This window comes from Mycobacterium tilburgii (assembly GCF_902168065.1).
GTDB classification, from domain to species: Bacteria; Actinomycetota; Actinomycetes; order Mycobacteriales; family Mycobacteriaceae; genus Mycobacterium; species Mycobacterium tilburgii.
On sequence record NZ_LR655697.1, the window covers coordinates 36,113 to 50,440 of the forward strand.

At 64.8% G+C, this 14,328-nt stretch carries 20 protein-coding genes and 3 pseudogenes; 3 read left to right on the forward strand and 20 right to left on the reverse strand.

The features are described 5' to 3' along the window. Positions 1-226 precede the first annotated feature (226 nt). The 18 genes and pseudogenes from FQ389_RS19155 to rpsJ all read right to left on the reverse strand — a co-directional run bounded on the left by FQ389_RS19155 (position 227) and on the right by rpsJ (position 10,515). Positions 227-520, reverse strand: a complete 294-nt coding sequence (locus tag FQ389_RS19155) for a hypothetical protein (protein ID WP_260860517.1) — start codon at positions 518-520, stop codon at positions 227-229. Next, complete coding sequence (locus FQ389_RS23065; protein WP_456085316.1) at positions 489-1,556, reverse strand: DUF222 domain-containing protein; 1,068 nt, start codon at positions 1,554-1,556, stop codon at positions 489-491. The genes FQ389_RS19155 and FQ389_RS23065 overlap by 32 nt, the downstream gene beginning before the upstream one ends. Next, entirely contained in the window at positions 1,546-1,941 is a 396-nt protein-coding gene (locus tag FQ389_RS22155; RefSeq protein WP_260860518.1) for a DUF4436 domain-containing protein, read from the reverse strand. Before FQ389_RS22155 ends, FQ389_RS23065 begins: the two co-directional genes overlap by 11 nt. A 179-nt stretch (positions 1,942-2,120) precedes the next feature. Beyond that, on the reverse strand, positions 2,121-2,516 hold the full coding sequence (locus FQ389_RS22160; protein ID WP_260860519.1) for a DUF4436 domain-containing protein: 396 nt from the start codon (positions 2,514-2,516) through the stop codon (positions 2,121-2,123). Then, the gene (locus FQ389_RS05550; RefSeq protein ID WP_186296278.1) at positions 2,517-2,732 is read right to left on the reverse strand and encodes a hypothetical protein; all 216 of its coding nucleotides are present in this window, start codon (positions 2,730-2,732) and stop codon (positions 2,517-2,519) included. A gap of 141 nt (positions 2,733-2,873) precedes the next feature. After that, positions 2,874-3,128 carry a hypothetical protein gene (locus FQ389_RS05555; protein WP_144206300.1) on the reverse strand — a complete coding sequence of 85 codons (255 nt, stop codon included), beginning with the start codon at positions 3,126-3,128 and terminating at the stop codon, positions 2,874-2,876. Positions 3,129-3,575: 447 nt separating this feature from the next. Continuing rightward, positions 3,576-4,882: pseudogene (locus FQ389_RS05560) on the reverse strand (sulfatase-like hydrolase/transferase); the annotation flags it as partial. Between the two features lie 184 nt (positions 4,883-5,066). Then, positions 5,067-5,408, reverse strand: coding sequence for a 30S ribosomal protein S17 (gene rpsQ, locus FQ389_RS05565; protein WP_144206301.1), 342 nt, complete (start codon positions 5,406-5,408; stop codon positions 5,067-5,069). Further along, positions 5,408-5,653: a 50S ribosomal protein L29 gene (rpmC, locus tag FQ389_RS05570; protein WP_144206302.1), complete on the reverse strand. Its 246-nt coding sequence runs from the start codon at positions 5,651-5,653 to the stop codon at positions 5,408-5,410. The genes rpsQ and rpmC overlap by 1 nt, the downstream gene beginning before the upstream one ends. Continuing rightward, positions 5,653-6,069, reverse strand: a complete 417-nt coding sequence (gene rplP, locus FQ389_RS05575) for a 50S ribosomal protein L16 (protein WP_144206303.1) — start codon at positions 6,067-6,069, stop codon at positions 5,653-5,655. The genes rpmC and rplP overlap by 1 nt, the downstream gene beginning before the upstream one ends. Beyond that, positions 6,047-6,889 carry a 30S ribosomal protein S3 gene (rpsC, locus tag FQ389_RS05580; protein ID WP_260860520.1) on the reverse strand — a complete coding sequence of 281 codons (843 nt, stop codon included), beginning with the start codon at positions 6,887-6,889 and terminating at the stop codon, positions 6,047-6,049. Before rpsC ends, rplP begins: the two co-directional genes overlap by 23 nt. Beyond that, positions 6,889-7,398, reverse strand: a complete 510-nt coding sequence (gene rplV / locus FQ389_RS05585; RefSeq protein WP_144206304.1) for a 50S ribosomal protein L22 — start codon at positions 7,396-7,398, stop codon at positions 6,889-6,891. The genes rpsC and rplV overlap by 1 nt, the downstream gene beginning before the upstream one ends. Further along, complete coding sequence (rpsS, locus tag FQ389_RS05590; RefSeq protein WP_144206305.1) at positions 7,395-7,676, reverse strand: 30S ribosomal protein S19; 282 nt, start codon at positions 7,674-7,676, stop codon at positions 7,395-7,397. The genes rplV and rpsS overlap by 4 nt, the downstream gene beginning before the upstream one ends. Positions 7,677-7,694: 18 nt before the next feature. After that, the gene (gene rplB / locus FQ389_RS05595) at positions 7,695-8,537 is read right to left on the reverse strand and encodes a 50S ribosomal protein L2 (RefSeq protein ID WP_144206306.1); all 843 of its coding nucleotides are present in this window, start codon (positions 8,535-8,537) and stop codon (positions 7,695-7,697) included. A gap of 34 nt (positions 8,538-8,571) precedes the next feature. Beyond that, on the reverse strand, positions 8,572-8,874 hold the full coding sequence (gene rplW, locus FQ389_RS05600; RefSeq protein WP_144206307.1) for a 50S ribosomal protein L23: 303 nt from the start codon (positions 8,872-8,874) through the stop codon (positions 8,572-8,574). Next, positions 8,874-9,542 carry a 50S ribosomal protein L4 gene (gene rplD, locus FQ389_RS05605; protein ID WP_144206308.1) on the reverse strand — a complete coding sequence of 223 codons (669 nt, stop codon included), beginning with the start codon at positions 9,540-9,542 and terminating at the stop codon, positions 8,874-8,876. The genes rplW and rplD overlap by 1 nt, the downstream gene beginning before the upstream one ends. Continuing rightward, on the reverse strand, positions 9,542-10,195 hold the full coding sequence (gene rplC / locus FQ389_RS05610; RefSeq protein ID WP_144206309.1) for a 50S ribosomal protein L3: 654 nt from the start codon (positions 10,193-10,195) through the stop codon (positions 9,542-9,544). Before rplC ends, rplD begins: the two co-directional genes overlap by 1 nt. Before the next feature lie 14 nt (positions 10,196-10,209). Beyond that, positions 10,210-10,515 (reverse strand): 30S ribosomal protein S10, encoded by a 306-nt coding sequence (rpsJ, locus tag FQ389_RS05615; protein ID WP_144206310.1) that lies wholly within the window; start codon positions 10,513-10,515, stop codon positions 10,210-10,212. Positions 10,516-10,972: 457 nt separating this feature from the next. On the opposite strand from rpsJ, the pseudogene FQ389_RS05625 reads away from it, so the two are divergent. Beyond that, positions 10,973-12,205 (forward strand): annotated as a pseudogene (locus FQ389_RS05625) (cytochrome P450). Positions 12,206-12,235: 30 nt separating this feature from the next. After that, positions 12,236-12,550, forward strand: coding sequence for a hypothetical protein (locus FQ389_RS05630; protein ID WP_144206311.1), 315 nt, complete (start codon positions 12,236-12,238; stop codon positions 12,548-12,550). Positions 12,551-12,562: 12 nt separating this feature from the next. Here the strand turns inward: FQ389_RS05630 and FQ389_RS05635 are convergent, their stop codons facing one another. Then, positions 12,563-13,171: a TetR/AcrR family transcriptional regulator gene (locus FQ389_RS05635; protein WP_144206312.1), complete on the reverse strand. Its 609-nt coding sequence runs from the start codon at positions 13,169-13,171 to the stop codon at positions 12,563-12,565. 394 nt (positions 13,172-13,565) lie between these two features. Here FQ389_RS05635 and FQ389_RS19180 point away from each other — a divergent pair, with 394 nt between their 5' ends. Further along, positions 13,566-13,964: an MFS transporter gene (locus tag FQ389_RS19180; protein WP_260860533.1), complete on the forward strand. Its 399-nt coding sequence runs from the start codon at positions 13,566-13,568 to the stop codon at positions 13,962-13,964. On the opposite strand, the pseudogene FQ389_RS19185 reads toward FQ389_RS19180, so the two are convergent. Further along, a pseudogene (locus FQ389_RS19185) lies at positions 13,958-14,122 on the reverse strand (MbtH family protein); the annotation flags it as partial. The gene FQ389_RS19180 and the pseudogene FQ389_RS19185 overlap by 7 nt on opposite strands. Positions 14,123-14,328 lie beyond the last annotated feature (206 nt).

The following is a 14,328-nucleotide window of genomic DNA, read 5'->3' on the forward strand; positions in this document are numbered from 1 at the left end:
GAAGTTCACGTGTGCACGGCAGGAAACGCCTCTGCGAGGCCCCCACAAACGAGGCCCACCAACCTGACGTGCGCGGTCTTTGTCACCGAAGGGCACGCGGGGCCTGTGACGCTTGCACGCACCGGCCGAGGTCTGCCCAAGGCAGACTCTAGAGTCTAGGTGACGAGCTACTCAGCGCCAAATTCCCGGTCCGACCTCATTAGCCCAGTGCGCGGGGCAGCCTTCCCTAGGAGGGTGGCGACTCCGCGTCGGTCTCGGGTGGGGCGGCGGGACCGGTGCGCGCGGCACGGGTGACCAGTCGGGCCGCCCAATTCTGTCGGCGTTCTGCGGCGACGCGGGTGCTGCGGTCTTGGGCCCGGGTGCGCCGTCGGCGGGGCATCATCGCGGTGCGCTCGCCGCAGTAGTCCTGCGGGGGCTTGGCCTCGGGGCAGCAAGGCCCCCGGTGGCCCGGCACAGGCTGGGAAACAGCAGGGCGCTGCCCGGCGTGGTCACGTAGGTGCGGCCCGGCCGGGGAGGTCAAAATCAGCGTGCCGTCGGGCAGTTGCTTCTCGGTCCAGCCCCAGAACGTTTTCACCAAATGGCACATAGCTGGGCTCAGGTGGCACGTCGGCGGGGTGGATCAGCGGCACGTGTTTGGCCTCGGCGACCAGCTCGGGCGGAATCAACCCCTCCGCACCGAGCTGGCAACTCGGCGCGCTGCCACGGCCGGCCACGGTGGCCTGCTCGGCGATGACATGATGACCACGGGAGGCGCCTGGCGCCGGCCCCGCCGGCCGCGCAATCGACGCGCCCGCATACGACATCCCAGCCGATCCGCCCCGACCGCAAACGCGCCCAATGCATCTGCGCGGCACTGCTCGCGGGTGCGCGGATCCTGGGCACAAACGGTGGCTGCCACCGCGTCCAGCCGCGCATCCAGGGCCGCAACGTCCGGGCTGAGCAGTACTCCTTCGAGGCGGGCCAACCCCGTCGCCCATCATCGATCCAACCTCCCGGCCTGCCGCGCCGTCACGGCGCCTACGCACCGCATCGGCATCGGCGCGGGCCACCGCCTTGTCGACCTGCGCGGCCAGCCGGGCCGGGGTCAGGGGAAGCCAGCACGCCACCGACACCGCCAACTGCGCATCCACGGCGGCCAACACGTCGACATCGGTGAGCAGATCGGTGCGATACACCAGCGTCTGCACCATCCGAAAATCGAGGTCGCCGCTGGCGAACACCTCCGCGACGCGAGGCAGCCACTCGCGCAATACCCGGGCATACTGCATCCGGCTGGCCGCCAATCCCTGACTGATCCGCAGCTCCGCGGCCACCTCGGCGGACACCGCCGCCTCGGTGTCTACCGCCCACTCCTCGGACTCCGCACACCGCGACAACCGATAGGCGAACAATGCCCCGATCGCCGCCAACTGTCCGGCGGCCGCCCGGTTCTCGGCGCGCGACAAGCACGAGACCTGCTCGAGCAGCGTGCCCGATTCCGGCGTCGCCTTCGGATGGCGCCGCTCAAAAAGCTCGTCGAACCCGGCGATCACCTCCGCCGGTAGCTTATCGAACATGTGTTCGAAACGTCACCCCGGTGCCGACGCTTTCCAGTCCGATCGTCGGGCCTGTGGATAACCCCCGGCGCCCGCCTCCGGAAATCAGTCGCCCTACCGCACCCAGGGCGATGATGTACAGGCTCATGGCCACCACCAGCCCGATCAGCACCCATTGCACCACCGCCTGGTCGATCCAGGATCCCGGTGGTGGCGAGCCGAGCAGGATCCCGCGCAGCGGGACGATGGCGAACAGCATCGCGGCATACCAGGTACCGAACGGCGGCACGAATTTCCTCTTGCCCCGCACCATCGGGATGGTGACCGACAGCGCCAAGGTGGGCAGGGTGAACAGCACAACGCAGAGGGCCAGGTCGAACACCAGCGGACCCTTGGCCCGCTTCATGGTGATGACCAAAGCGGCGTCGGCTAGTCTGCCCGAGTTTCACGCGGCTCGTCTCATCCACACGCTCGACTTCGACGTCCCAGCCGTCCAGTCCGCCGGTGACCTCGACCCGGGCCGGCACCTTCTAGCGGCGATCGCCGGCACCGATCAGCATGCCGGCCGAGATCTTTTCGGCCGTATTAGGTGTAGAAGGGCCAATTGGCCGGATCGCCGTGGGCCTCGATGGCGGTGTCCAACTGCGCCGGGCCTTCCCCGCCGGGAACCGGAGATGTACAGGCGAACCGCGACGTCGGTATTGAGTACGTTGAATCGCTTGTCGTACAACGAATCCGGGGGATAAACCAGGACATCGACCTTGAGCTATGCGCGGTTGTCTTGAGGTCGTCGGGTAGCAACTGCACGATCGTGTCGTTGCCGCCGCCCTGGCTCAGATCCAGTGGCGGCAGCGGCTCCTCGGATCGCTGCAGGTAGTGGACGCCGAACAGACGAGATATTGCAGGTCGCCGAGATCGTTGTCCGGGTACATTCGCACGGCCGCGCCGGTGGTCAGCACACCGGAAATTCTTGTCGTACAACTAATCATTGTGATAGACAAGCACATTCACCGTAAGTCGATTGATCACAGTCTTGAACTCGCTGAGGCTCACCTGCACCACACTGTCCTCGGCCTCGACCTTGCTGAAGTCCACCGCGGGCAGCGGGGGCGCCGACTTCGCCAACAGGTGTACTGCGATCAGGGACATCACGTAGACGCTCAGGATGGCCACCACGATCCCGAACGCGATCGCCATTTGCCGTGCCAGCGATTCTGGCGGCGACGGCGGTAGCGGCGGAGCTTGTACAGTCAACGGCCATCACCACCACAAGTTGGACGAACAGTTTGCTGCCTGCTGCTTAGGGCACGGGCAGATGCTAGCAGCCACGCCGGGGTTTCAAGGGATTACGACCGCGAATTGCTGCATTGCTATGGATTTCGCCGGACCGAACCCCACTGCGCCCGCGGGTCCCTCGATGTGAATAGCCACCAGGTAGGTCTGGGCGTTTGTCCAGATGTGGGTGATGCGGTCGGCAAAGGTCACGCGGGCGGGTCGTCCGATGGTGCCGCTGATAAACTGGCTGCTGTAGCCACAGAACTGTGTCGCGGTGACGGTGTCCTGCACATCCGGCTTGGCAGTGCGCAGCGGCACCGTACCGCAGGAATGCCCCGCCCGGTTCGAGGCCGGTCAGAACTGATGGTCACCTGTAGCGACAAACCGTCGGGGTCGGTTGCGGTCAACGCCACGGTGCCGGGAGCCGAATTCCAGCCATCGGGTATCGGCACGGTCAGCTTGGGGGCCACCGGATCCGACACCGCAGCGGGGGTCATCCGGCCGTTCCCATTAGGCGGCGGGAAGCACACCAGGGCGTTCGGTGGGATGTGGGCGGGGAGGGTGGTCTCGATGCCGGGTACCGGCTCGGTCGGGTCAAAGCGGCGCGGTGCACCCGATGTGGTCGTCGCGTTCGCCGTCGAAGACGTCGTGCAGGCGCGAACGGCTTTGCCATCCATGGACTTTCCGCATACCACCGCAACGCATGTCAGGACGCAGATGGTCCCCGCCGCGTCCGTCGCGGCGGACCTGGCTCGCCTTGCGCGCTCAGTCGCGCGAAAAGGCAAGTGCAAGTTCGGCTCCACGTCGATATAGGGTCGCCCGGACAAATCGACGGTGACCGCAGCAATGCTGCCCCCGGTGAAGGTTGATGGCACTTTGTAGCAGCTGGATACGCCGGAACCGCCGTTGCGGCCGACGGTGATGCCAGCGCTGACCAAACCGAACGCGCCCGGGTGCGTGATCACCTCCGCGAGCGTGCCGATCACCTCGTCGTCGATGAACAGCGTCACGTCGCCAAGCGGAGTGTGGCTGTTCGGCACCGTGCCGGTCCGCGCGTAACTGGCGCCGAATAGATGTCTGCCCAACGGCACCGTGCACGAGGAGGAAACCAACTGCTGGCGCTCGTCCAGGAAGTTATAGACATAGTGCAAACGGTCGTCCCGGATGAACAACACGTGACCGCCATGCGCGCCGCCCTGCTTGAACAGCACCCCTTCGGCCCCTGTGGTATCCACCGTCACGTCGGCCAGAATCCCGAATGAACGGCCACGGATTTCGGCGGCCAAGTCGTGGCACTGGCTGCGGTCGGCATCGATGTGGAACAGCTTTCAACGGTCGACGTCGAAGTGTGACCACCCCGCTGGGCTGGCGGCGTGGACGATGTTGGCAAACCAGCCGTCGTGCCAAATCCCACGGGTGCCCAGCATGGTGTAGAACTGGGTTCGGTGTAAGAGTTCGGATCAGCAAGGGCCGCTTTGAAACTGACACCGTTTAAGGGATTCTGCGCAATGCCCTTGACGGTCTCCGGCGGTGTCATCCCCAGCAGGTCGTAGACCGTCGGGGTGATGTCGCAAACGTTGACGTAGTTGTCACGGGCCTCGCCGCGCGCCGCAATCCCGTTGGGCTAGCAGATGATTGCCGAGCGACGCCGCCCTCGTCTGAGGCATAGCGCTTGTAGAGCTTGTAGGGAGTGTTGAACGCCATCGCCCATCCGATCGGGTAATGGTTGTAGGTCTGCAGCCCGCCGAGGTGGTCGAAGGGCTTCATGCTCTCCTCGACGTTGTCGATGTACCCGTTGAAGAACTTGTTCTCGTTCACCGATCCGTTTCGGGCCGCCCTCACCGCTGGCACCCATTGTCCGAGATCACCACGACGAGGGTGTTGTCCAGCTGGCCGGATTCCTCGAGATGGTCGAGGATAAGGACGATTTGGGCATCGGTGTAACTGAATAAGCCGGCGAACACCTCGGTCATCCGGCTGAACAATCTCTTCTCCTCGTCGCCCAGCGAGTCCCAGGGCCGCACCGTGTCCTGCGGCGACCACGGCTCGCTGTCGGGGCCCTGCACATCCACAGATCTTTTGACCAATGGTAGCCATCCTCGGGGTATCTTGCCTTGAAATTCGCGCGAGTCAGCAGACATGCGCCGAGCGTAACGCCGCGGCGAATATTGCTATCTCTTTTCGTCGTAGCGGTGCCGCCGCTCGAAAAGCAAAACACCCGAGTCCATCCGGTCTCGGACGTTTAATGCTCGGGGACTACTTGGCCTTCTCCAACACCTCGACGAGCCGCCACCGCTTGGTGGCCGACATCGGACGCGTCTCCATCAGCGACACGCGGTCGCCGATACCGGCGACGCTGTCCTCATCGTGCGCCTTGACCTTCTTGGTGGTCCGGATGATCTTGCCGTACAGCGAGTGGCGGGTGCGGTCTTCCAGCTCGACCACGATGGTCTTCTGCATCTTGTCGCTCACCACGTAGCCGATGCGCGTCTTGCGGCGCCCGCGCGTCTTGGGGTTGGCCGGAGTGCGCTGGGGGCCCTTCCCTTTCGAAGCGCCGTCCTTTGCGGCGGCCTTCGAGGCGGCTTTAGCTTCTGCCATCACGATTCCTTGTTTCCGTCGGGACCCTCAGGAGCAGATGCCAGGCCCAGTTCTCGTTCTCGCAGCACCGTGTACACACGGGCGATCTCCCGACGCACCGTGCGCAGCCGGCGGTTGTTGTTGAGCTGCCCCGTCGCCATCTGGAAGCGCAGGTTGAACAGCTCCTCCTTGGACTCACGCAGGCGATCGGTGAGCTCCTCGTCGGTGAGCTCGCGCAGTTCGCCAGGCGAAATACCGACTGCCATCAGAACCGATCCTCTCGTGTGATGATGCGTGCCTTGATCGGGAGCTTGTGGATCGCCCGGGTGAGGGCCTCCCGTGCCGTCTGCTCGTTGGGATAGCTGAGCTCGAACAGCACCCGGCCCGGCTTCACGTTGACCACCCACCACTCCGGGGAACCCTTACCGGAACCCATCCGGGTCTCGGCGGGCTTCTTGGTCAGCGGACGGTCGGGGAAGACGTTGATCCACACCTTGCCACCACGCTTGATGTGCCGGTTGATCGCGATACGAGCGGACTCGATCTGCCGGTTGGTGACGTAGGCGTGCTCCAAAGCCTGGATGCCGTAGTCGCCGAAGTTCACCGCCGTACCGCCGCTGGCGATGCCGCGCTGGCGGGGGTGGTGCTGCTTGCGGTGCCTAACTCTGCGGGGAATCAACATGATCCAGCTCTCCGTGCTCTGCGGTGTCGGGGGCGGAACCGCCCTCGGCCGCGGCGCCCGCGGCCCGGCCGGCCTCGGTGCTGGTGGCCGTGGTACCCGACGCACCGCTGCGGCGCGGGCGGGTGCCCGATGGCCGTTCGCGGCGCGGACGATCGGCGGCCGCCGGTGCGGCAGCGGCGAGTTCGCGCTTGCCGCCGACGACGTCGCCCTTGTAGATCCAAACCTTTACACCGATCCGGCCGAAGGTGGTCTTGGCCTCGTACAGGCCGTAATCGATGTCGGCGCGCAGCGTGTGCAGCGGGACCCGACCCTCGCGGTAGAATTCCGAGCGGCTCATCTCAGCGCCACCGAGGCGGCCCGAGCACTGCACCCGAATGCCCTTGACGTTGGGCTGACGCATCGCCGACTGGATGGCCTTACGCATCGCGCGACGGAACGCCACCCGGTTGCTAAGCTGCTCGGCAACGCCCTGGGCCACCAACTGTGCCTGCGACTCGGGGTTTTTGACCTCGAGGATGTTCAGCTGGACTTGCTTACCGGTCAGCTTCTCCAGGTCGGCGCGAATGCGGTCGGCCTCGGTGCCGCGGCGGCCGATGACGATGCCTGGACGCGCGGTGTGGATGTCGACGCGGACCCGGTCGCGGGTGCGCTCGATCTCCACGTCGGCGATGCCGGCGCGCTCCAGACCGGTGGACAACAGCCGGCGGATCGACACGTCTTCTTTGACGTAGTCGGCGTACTGCTTGTCGGCGTACCAGCGGGACTTCCAGTCGGTGGTAATCCCCAGCCGGAAGCCGTGCGTATTGATCTTTTGGCCCACTAGTCTGAGCCTCCCTTCGCTTCGGCAGTCTCAGACGTCTTGGCTTCGGATTTGGTCTCAGCCTTCAGAGCCGCCTTCTTGGCGGGCGCCTTGCCGGCGGCCTTGCTGCCCTCGGCGCGACGGGCCCGCGACGACTTGGGCGACTGCTGGTCCTTACTCGGACGGCTCTCCACGATCACGGTGATGTGGCTGGTGCGGCGGCGTATCCGGAAGGCACGCCCCTGGGCGCGCGGCCGGATGCGCTTGGCGGTCGGCCCCTCGTCGGCGTAGACCGTGGCTACCACCAGGGTCGACGGGTCCAGGCCGTCGTTGTTCTGCGCGTTGGCCGCGGCGCTGGCGATCACCTTGGCGACGGGCTCGCTGGCGGCCTGCGGCGCCCAACGCAAGATGTCGAGCGCGTCGGTCACCGACTTGCCGCGAACCAGGTTGATCACCCGGCGTGCCTTCGTCGGCGACACCCGCACGAACCGCGCCTTGGCCGTTGCCGATGGGAATTCAGTTGAGGTCATCGCCGTTTGGCCTTCCGATCGTCCTTGATGTGCCCCTTGAAGGTGCGCGTCGGCGCGAACTCACCGAGCTTGTGGCCGACCATCGCCTCGGTGACGAACACCGGGACGTGCTTGCGGCCGTCATGCACCGCGAACGTGCGACCGATGAAATCAGGGATGATCGTCGAACGACGCGACCAGGTCTTGATGACCTGCTTGGTGTTCTTCTCGTTCTGTACGTCCACCTTCTTGAGCAGGTGGTCGTCGACGAACGGACCCTTCTTCAGGCTGCGTGGCATCTGTTACTCCTCGACTTCCTAGCGACCGTGCTTCTTGCCGGTGCGCCGGCGTCGGACGATAAGCTTGTTGCTGGCCTTGTTCGGCTGACGGGTGCGGCCCTCGGGCTTACCCCACGGGCTGACCGGGTGACGACCACCGGAGGTCTTACCCTCACCACCACCGTGCGGGTGGTCCACCGGGTTCATCACGACACCGCGGACGGTCGGACGCTTGCCCTTCCAGCGCATACGACCAGCCTTGCCCCAGTTGATGTTCGCCTGCTCTGCGTTGCCCACCTCGCCGACGGTGGCGCGGCAGCGCACATCGACACGGCGGATCTCACCGCTGGGCATGCGCAGCGACGCGTAGCCGCCCTCTTTACCGAGCAGCTGGATGCTCGTGCCCGCCGAGCGTGCCATCTTGGCGCCGCCGCCCGGGCGCAGCTCCACCGCGTGCACCAACGTACCGGCCGGGATGTTGCGCAGCAGCAGGTTGTTACCCGGCTTGATGTCGGCGTTGGCGCCCGACTCGACCACGTCGCCCTGCGAAAGACCAAGCGGAGCAATGATGTAACGCTTCTCCCCGTCGAGGAAGTGCAGCAGCGCGATGTTGGCGGTGCGGTTGGGGTCGTACTCGATGTGCGCGACCTTGGCGTTGACGCCGTCTTTGTCGTTACGCCGGAAGTCGATCACCCGGTACGCGCGCTTGTGGCCGCCACCCTTGTGGCGAGTGGTGATGCGGCCGTGCGCGTTGCGGCCGCCGTGCCCGTGCAGCGGACGCACCAAGGACTTCTCCGGTTCCGTACGAGTGATCTCGGCGAAGTCGGACACGCTCGCACCACGGCGACCCGGGGTGGTCGGCTTGTATTTGCGAATTGCCATGTCTAATCAGATCTTTCTCTCCGCGCACGGCCGGCTAGGCCGGCGCTCCGAACAGATCAATCGGCTTGCTGCACGGGGCCAGTGTGACGATCGCGCGCTTGGTGCTCTTGCGCTTGCCGAAACCGGTCCGGGTGCGCTTCCGCTTGCCCTGTCGGTTCGCGGTGTTAACCGATGCGACCTTGACGGAGAAGATCTTCTCGATAGCGGTCTTGATCTGCGTCTTGTTCGAATCGGGGTGCACCACGAAGGTGTACACGTTGTCGTCGAGCAGTCCGTAGGACTTCTCCGAGATGACCGGAGCCAGGATGATGTCGCGTGGGTCAGTGACGGTCGCCATCAGGCCGAAACCTCCACATCGGTGTTGTCAGCGGTGCCCGTCGCCGCGGCGATGTAGGCGCCCAACGCCTCAACGCTGAACACCACGTCGTCGGAGCGCAACACGTCGTAGGTGTTGATCTGATCGGGTGAAAGGATGTGCACGCCGGGCAGGTTGCGCACGCTCTTCTGACCGGTCTCGTCGGTGCGGCCGATGACGACCAGCACCTGCTTGCGGTCGGTCAGGGTGCTCAGAAATGCCTTGGCGCTCTTGGTAGACGGGGTCTGACCCGACACCAGCTCGGTGACCGCATGGATGCGGCCGTTGCGGGCCCGGTCGGATAGCGCCCCGCGCAGCGCCGCGGCGATCATCTTCTTCGGCGTGCGCTGGCTGTAGTCGCGCGGCTTGGGTCCTTGCACGGTGCCACCGCCGGTGAACTGCGGGGCACGCGTCGCACCCTGCCGGGCACGTCCGGTGCCCTTCTGGCGGTAGGGCTTGCGGCCCCCACCACTGACTTCGCCGCGCGTCTTGGTCGAGTGCGTGCCCTGGCGAGCCGCGGCCCGCTGCGCGGTGACCACCTGGTGCATCAGCGCGATATTGGCCGCAGCATCGAACAATTCGGCGGGCAGCTCGACAAAACCGTCGACCTTGCCATCCGGAGTCTTGACCTGAATTTTCAGGGCAGCCATTACTTCTCACCTCGTTTGATCGCCGTGCGGACCACAACGAGTCCACCGGTGTGGCCGGGGACCGCACCCTTGATCAACAGCACGCCGTTGTCGGCATCGACCTTGTGCACCACCAGGTTCTGCACGGTCACCCGGTCGTTACCCATCCGGCCGGCCATCCGCGTGCCCTTGAACACGCGCGCGGGGGTGGCGCAGCCGCCGATCGATCCCGGCCGGCGGTGCACCGCCTGAACGCCGTGGCTGGCGCCCTGGCCGCGGAAACCGTGCCGCTTCATGGTGCCGGCGAAGCCCTTGCCCTTGGAGGTGCCGGTCACGTCGACATAGGCGCCGTCGGCGAAGATCTCGGCCGTCAGTTCCTGGCCGACCTCGTACTCGGCCGCCGCGTCGGGGTTGTCCAGCCGCAGCTCGGCCAGGAAACGCCGCGGGTTGATCCCCGCGGCGGCGTACTGGCCCGTGACGGGCTTGGTGACCTTACGTGGGCTGATCTCACCGTAGGCCAACTGCACAGCGCTGTATCCGTCGCGCTCCGGGGTGCGGATGCGCGTCACTATGTTGGGTCCCGCCTTGACCACGGTCACCGGCACAACCTGGTTGTTCTCGTCGAACACTTGCGTCATACCCAACTTGGTACCCAGAATGCCTTTTCTCGCCATTTCTTCTGGATCTCCTACTGAATGTTGACGTCAACGCTGGCCGGCAGATCGATGCGCATCAACGCGTCAACGGTCTTCGGCGTCGGATCGAGAATGTCGATCAACCGCTTGTGCGTACGCATCTCGAAGTGCTCCCGCGAGTCCTTGTACTTATGCGGGGAGCGGATGACGCAATACACATTCTTTTTGGTCGGCAGTGGCACCGGCCCTACGACGCTGGCACCCGTACGGACGACGGTCTCGACGATCTTGCGCGCCGAGGCGTCGATGGCCTCATGGTCGTAGGCCTTAAGCCTGATGCGGATCTTCTGTCCCGCCACGCTTCTCCTACCCTCACTCATCTGGAAGCCCGGGTATCCGGGCCTGGTGCCACCGACGCGCCGACTCGACCCGGCCCATCTGGGGCCGATCGAGCACTGCGCCAGATGCTGCGCCGCTGTTTACCTGTCGTGGTCCACCGTCCCCGCGGTCGGGCGTGTCACCCGCACACAGCCTCGTTCGCGGCCAAAAATAGTCGCTCCCAAAAATAGTCGCTCCAAGGATGGGACCGGACGCGCCCGCTTGGGCGCGGGTCGTATGCCCGGCCAGGCGCGACCCGGCTCAAGGCAACCCGAACAGTATGCCCTACATCCTGGCTTGTTCAAAATTCCGGGCCATATCTCGCTCGATATTCCGCTACCAGGCCCGATAGGCGATTTTGCGTAGCTGAGAGGAGGACGGTCCTTCGCCGAGTGGCCGCCCGTACATACCAGGCACAAAATCCGGCGTCGGGGGAGTATGGACACACCAATGATCGATGCGGCCACACACGTCCTCGCCGACCCCGCGGCCTTCACCGACGAGCCGCGGTTACATGCCGCGCTGACCCACCTACGCGCGCACGCGCCGGTATCGCTGGTCGATCGTGCGCCCTACAACCCGTTCTGGGCGATCACCAAGCCCGCCGACATCATGGCCGATCGAGCGAGCCCATCAGCTGTTCACCAACGACCCGCGGCCGCTTCTGGTCCCCGCGGAGGCCGAGGCGCTGACCCCGCGCCCAGGTGGCGGCCGGCGCGGGCCTGCGCACGCTGATCCACATGGACGACCGGACCATCGGGCATTCCCGCGCGATCGGCGCCGACTGGTTCCGGCCCAAGGCAATGCAAGCACTACAGCTCTGCGTCGACGAGTTGGCCAAGACCTACGTCGCCAAGAGGGCCGCCGCGGGCAGCGAATGCGACTTCGTAGCGGAGGTCGCGGTGAACTTTCCGCTGTACGTAATCCTGTCGCTGCTGGGCCTGCCGGAATCGGACTTTCCTCGCATGCTGACCCTAACCCAACAGCTGTCGGCGTGAGCGACCCCGAGCGCCAGCGCGGCGGCACACCCGAGGAGCAGTACGAAGTGGTGGCGGAATTGTTCGCGTACTTCACCGCGCTCACCGCGTTGCGACGCGAACACCCCACCGACGACCTGGCCTCCGCGATCGCTAACGTCACGGTCAACGGGGCGCCCCTATCCGAACACGATCGTCGCCACCGCCGGCCACGACACCACCAGCTCGACGATCGCCGGCGGCCTGAGAGCCCTGATCGAACATCCCGATCAGCTCGAGCGGCTAACCGACGACCTGAGCCTGATGCCGCTGGCAACGGAGGAAATGATCCGCTGGGTGACGCCGGTGAATAGAGTTCATGCGTACCGCGGCGGCGGACACGGTCATCCGCGGGGTGCCGATCGCCAAGGGCGAAGTGGTGTACCTGTCCTACGTCTCGGCCAACCGAGACGAAGAGGTGTTCGGCGATCCGTTCCGTTTCGATATCGGACGAAATCCGAACAAGCACTTGGCATTCGGTCATGGTGTGCACTTCTGCCCGGGAGCGGCACTGGCCCGGATAGAGCTGAAAGGGTTCTTCAGCGAGCTGTCACCACGGCTGAAATCCATTGATCTGAACGGGGAAACGGAACTCCTCGCCACGACGTTCGTCGGCAGGCTCAAGCGGCTGCCCATTCGGTACGCACTGCGCTAGCCACGGCCGGAAAGGAAACCAGCTCCATGCATGACGCAATCCATCGCCACTTTCGTCACCGACAAAAGCATCTCTGCGGGCGTGCTCGCCATGGCGGTCGAAGAGCGAGGGTTTCACTCGCTGATCGTTACCGAGCACTCCCACATGCCCGTCGCCTATGCCGAACCGTTCCCGAGAACCGGCGCGCCGCGTCTAGTTAGGCTGCGCTACAACGTGTTTGCGATGTCGGATATGGCTTCCGCCTCCAGTGCCGATGAGGCCGCGTTCCTGCTCCCGACACTGGCGGAGTCGGACGCACTGCGATACCTGGACAAGCTGACCGCGCTGGCGCACAGCACGATCTGAACAGCCGCGGTTTCAGGCACCCGCCGATTCGATGCTCGCGGCGCTGGCACGCCGCTGCGTCCGCTGCACGTGCAGGAACCCGTCGACCGCGGCCAATGCACATTCGCGATAGTCGAAATCCGGCAGGGTTGACAGCCGGCTCAGCACCAGTGGACCGATCAGTAGGGCGATGGCCCGGGACCGGTTCACCTCCCCGAGTTCGGCAGCCTCGGGGCTGTCGAACAGGGCGTCGAACGGTGCCGCATACTGCTGGGCGATGCGCTCGCGGAGGGTGGTGATAGCCAGGCTGTCGGCGGTGCGCGCGTGATCGGGCTCGGGCAAGCCTTCCAGGTCGCGCCCGAGCGCCAGCCAGGACATGGCGGTCATGACCGCCGGCGCATGCGCGACCGCCTCGGCCCGCTCGAGCACTAAGGCGATCAGCCGATCGCGTAACGAACCCTCCTGCGGCGGCATCGGCGACGGCGGGATCAAACTGTTAAATGCAGCGGCCAGAAAATCTTTTTCACTATGAAAGTGGCGATACAGGGTGGCCCTCGCGACGTTCGCGGTACGAGTCACCGCTTCGACGGTCACTGCGCTGGGGCCCCCGGAACGCAGCAGTGCCGCCGCGGCCTCCAGCAAACGAGCCCGGGACCGCGCGGGCCGGGGATCGGTGCTCTCCTAGGTGATTGTGACTCACCTCCTGTTTTAGAACCAAGGCTATCGGTCTATCAACGAGACCATTGGCTCGAATCTCGTTACACCCCCGAAGGGAGACGCGTTCATAATCGATGTCGCCGCTGTCCAGGTCCGGCGTGAACAGCGTACTGATGGTGTCGGTATCGGAGGTAGCCCTTGGGCGCGAGCCTGGACGCCGGCGGTCGCCTGCATGGGTGTCGCGCTGGTCGTCGCCTCGATTACGGCACTGAACACCGCGCTGGGTGACCTCGCGGTGGCCGTCTCCGCGACGTAGTCACAGCTGAACTGGATCGTCGACGGCTACACCCAACTTCGCACCGGCGTGGCAGCTAACGTCGTGCTGTTCGGCGCAACGTTCGGCTTCTTTCTACGTCGGCATGCCGTATGTGTAACAGATGGTGGGCTACTCGCCGTGATGACGGCAATTACGTTCGGCCCCTTCATGGTGCCGCTCGGCATCTTCTCGGCGTTGTCGTTCTGGTACGTGCCGAAATTCGGATTGCGGCTGGTGCTGTTCATCGGAACCGCGCTGATGGCAGCCGGCCTCGCGTGCATGTCGGGCCTGACCCTGCATTGCACATATACGCAGTTAGCTTGGCCTACTTTGATTCTGGCCACCGGCATCGAAATCTGCACGGCGTCCACGACATCGGCCATCATGGGAGCGGTTCCCGACGAAATGCAGGGGGTAGCCTCCGCGGTGAACGACACCCCACGGGAGATGGGCGAGTTCTGATCGACGTAGTCCATGCACGCGGCGCGATCCGCTTCACCGAACACTATCCGCCAACCTGGCGGCACATCCGCGATAACCGGCCACAAACTGCACTGCTCCTCCTCGTTGATCAACACGAAGAAGGCTCCGGCATCGTCGTCAAAGGGGTTGGTTGTCAACATTTATCCATGAGGTGAGGCCAGCGCCGACAAGCCGATCCGCCACCTGCGATGATCGCATTCGGTTCTACTGACTGACAATATATGATTAATATGATTAATATTATTATATGCGGTAATATAGATCGCGTCGTCACTTGTGGCTAACAAGTTGGGCCGGCGATGTTCTCGGCAGAGGTTGGACGCCAGGATCTCCTCGCTGTCCG

Excerpts from the sequence above, each read along its gene's own strand:
- FQ389_RS22155 (WP_260860518.1), bottom strand. The coding sequence starts at position 1,941 with ATGAAGCGGGCCAAGGGTCCGCTGGTGTTCGACCTGGCCCTCTGCGTT.
- FQ389_RS05550 (WP_186296278.1), bottom strand. The coding sequence starts at position 2,732 with ATGGCGATCGCGTTCGGGATCGTGGTGGCCATCCTGAGCGTCTACGTG.
- rplB (WP_144206306.1), bottom strand. The coding sequence starts at position 8,537 with ATGGCAATTCGCAAATACAAGCCGACCACCCCGGGTCGCCGTGGTGCG.
- rpsS (WP_144206305.1), bottom strand. The coding sequence starts at position 7,676 with ATGCCACGCAGCCTGAAGAAGGGTCCGTTCGTCGACGACCACCTGCTC.
- FQ389_RS05630 (WP_144206311.1), top strand. The coding sequence starts at position 12,236 with ATGACGCAATCCATCGCCACTTTCGTCACCGACAAAAGCATCTCTGCG.
- rpmC (WP_144206302.1), bottom strand. The coding sequence starts at position 5,653 with ATGGCAGTCGGTATTTCGCCTGGCGAACTGCGCGAGCTCACCGACGAG.
- rplC (WP_144206309.1), bottom strand. The coding sequence starts at position 10,195 with ATGGCGAGAAAAGGCATTCTGGGTACCAAGTTGGGTATGACGCAAGTG.
- rplW (WP_144206307.1), bottom strand. The coding sequence starts at position 8,874 with ATGGCGACCGTCACTGACCCACGCGACATCATCCTGGCTCCGGTCATC.
- FQ389_RS23065 (WP_456085316.1), bottom strand. The coding sequence starts at position 1,556 with ATGTTCGATAAGCTACCGGCGGAGGTGATCGCCGGGTTCGACGAGCTT.
- rpsQ (WP_144206301.1), bottom strand. The coding sequence starts at position 5,408 with ATGGCAGAAGCTAAAGCCGCCTCGAAGGCCGCCGCAAAGGACGGCGCT.
- rplD (WP_144206308.1), bottom strand. The coding sequence starts at position 9,542 with ATGGCTGCCCTGAAAATTCAGGTCAAGACTCCGGATGGCAAGGTCGAC.
- rplV (WP_144206304.1), bottom strand. The coding sequence starts at position 7,398 with ATGACCTCAACTGAATTCCCATCGGCAACGGCCAAGGCGCGGTTCGTG.
- rplP (WP_144206303.1), bottom strand. The coding sequence starts at position 6,069 with ATGTTGATTCCCCGCAGAGTTAGGCACCGCAAGCAGCACCACCCCCGC.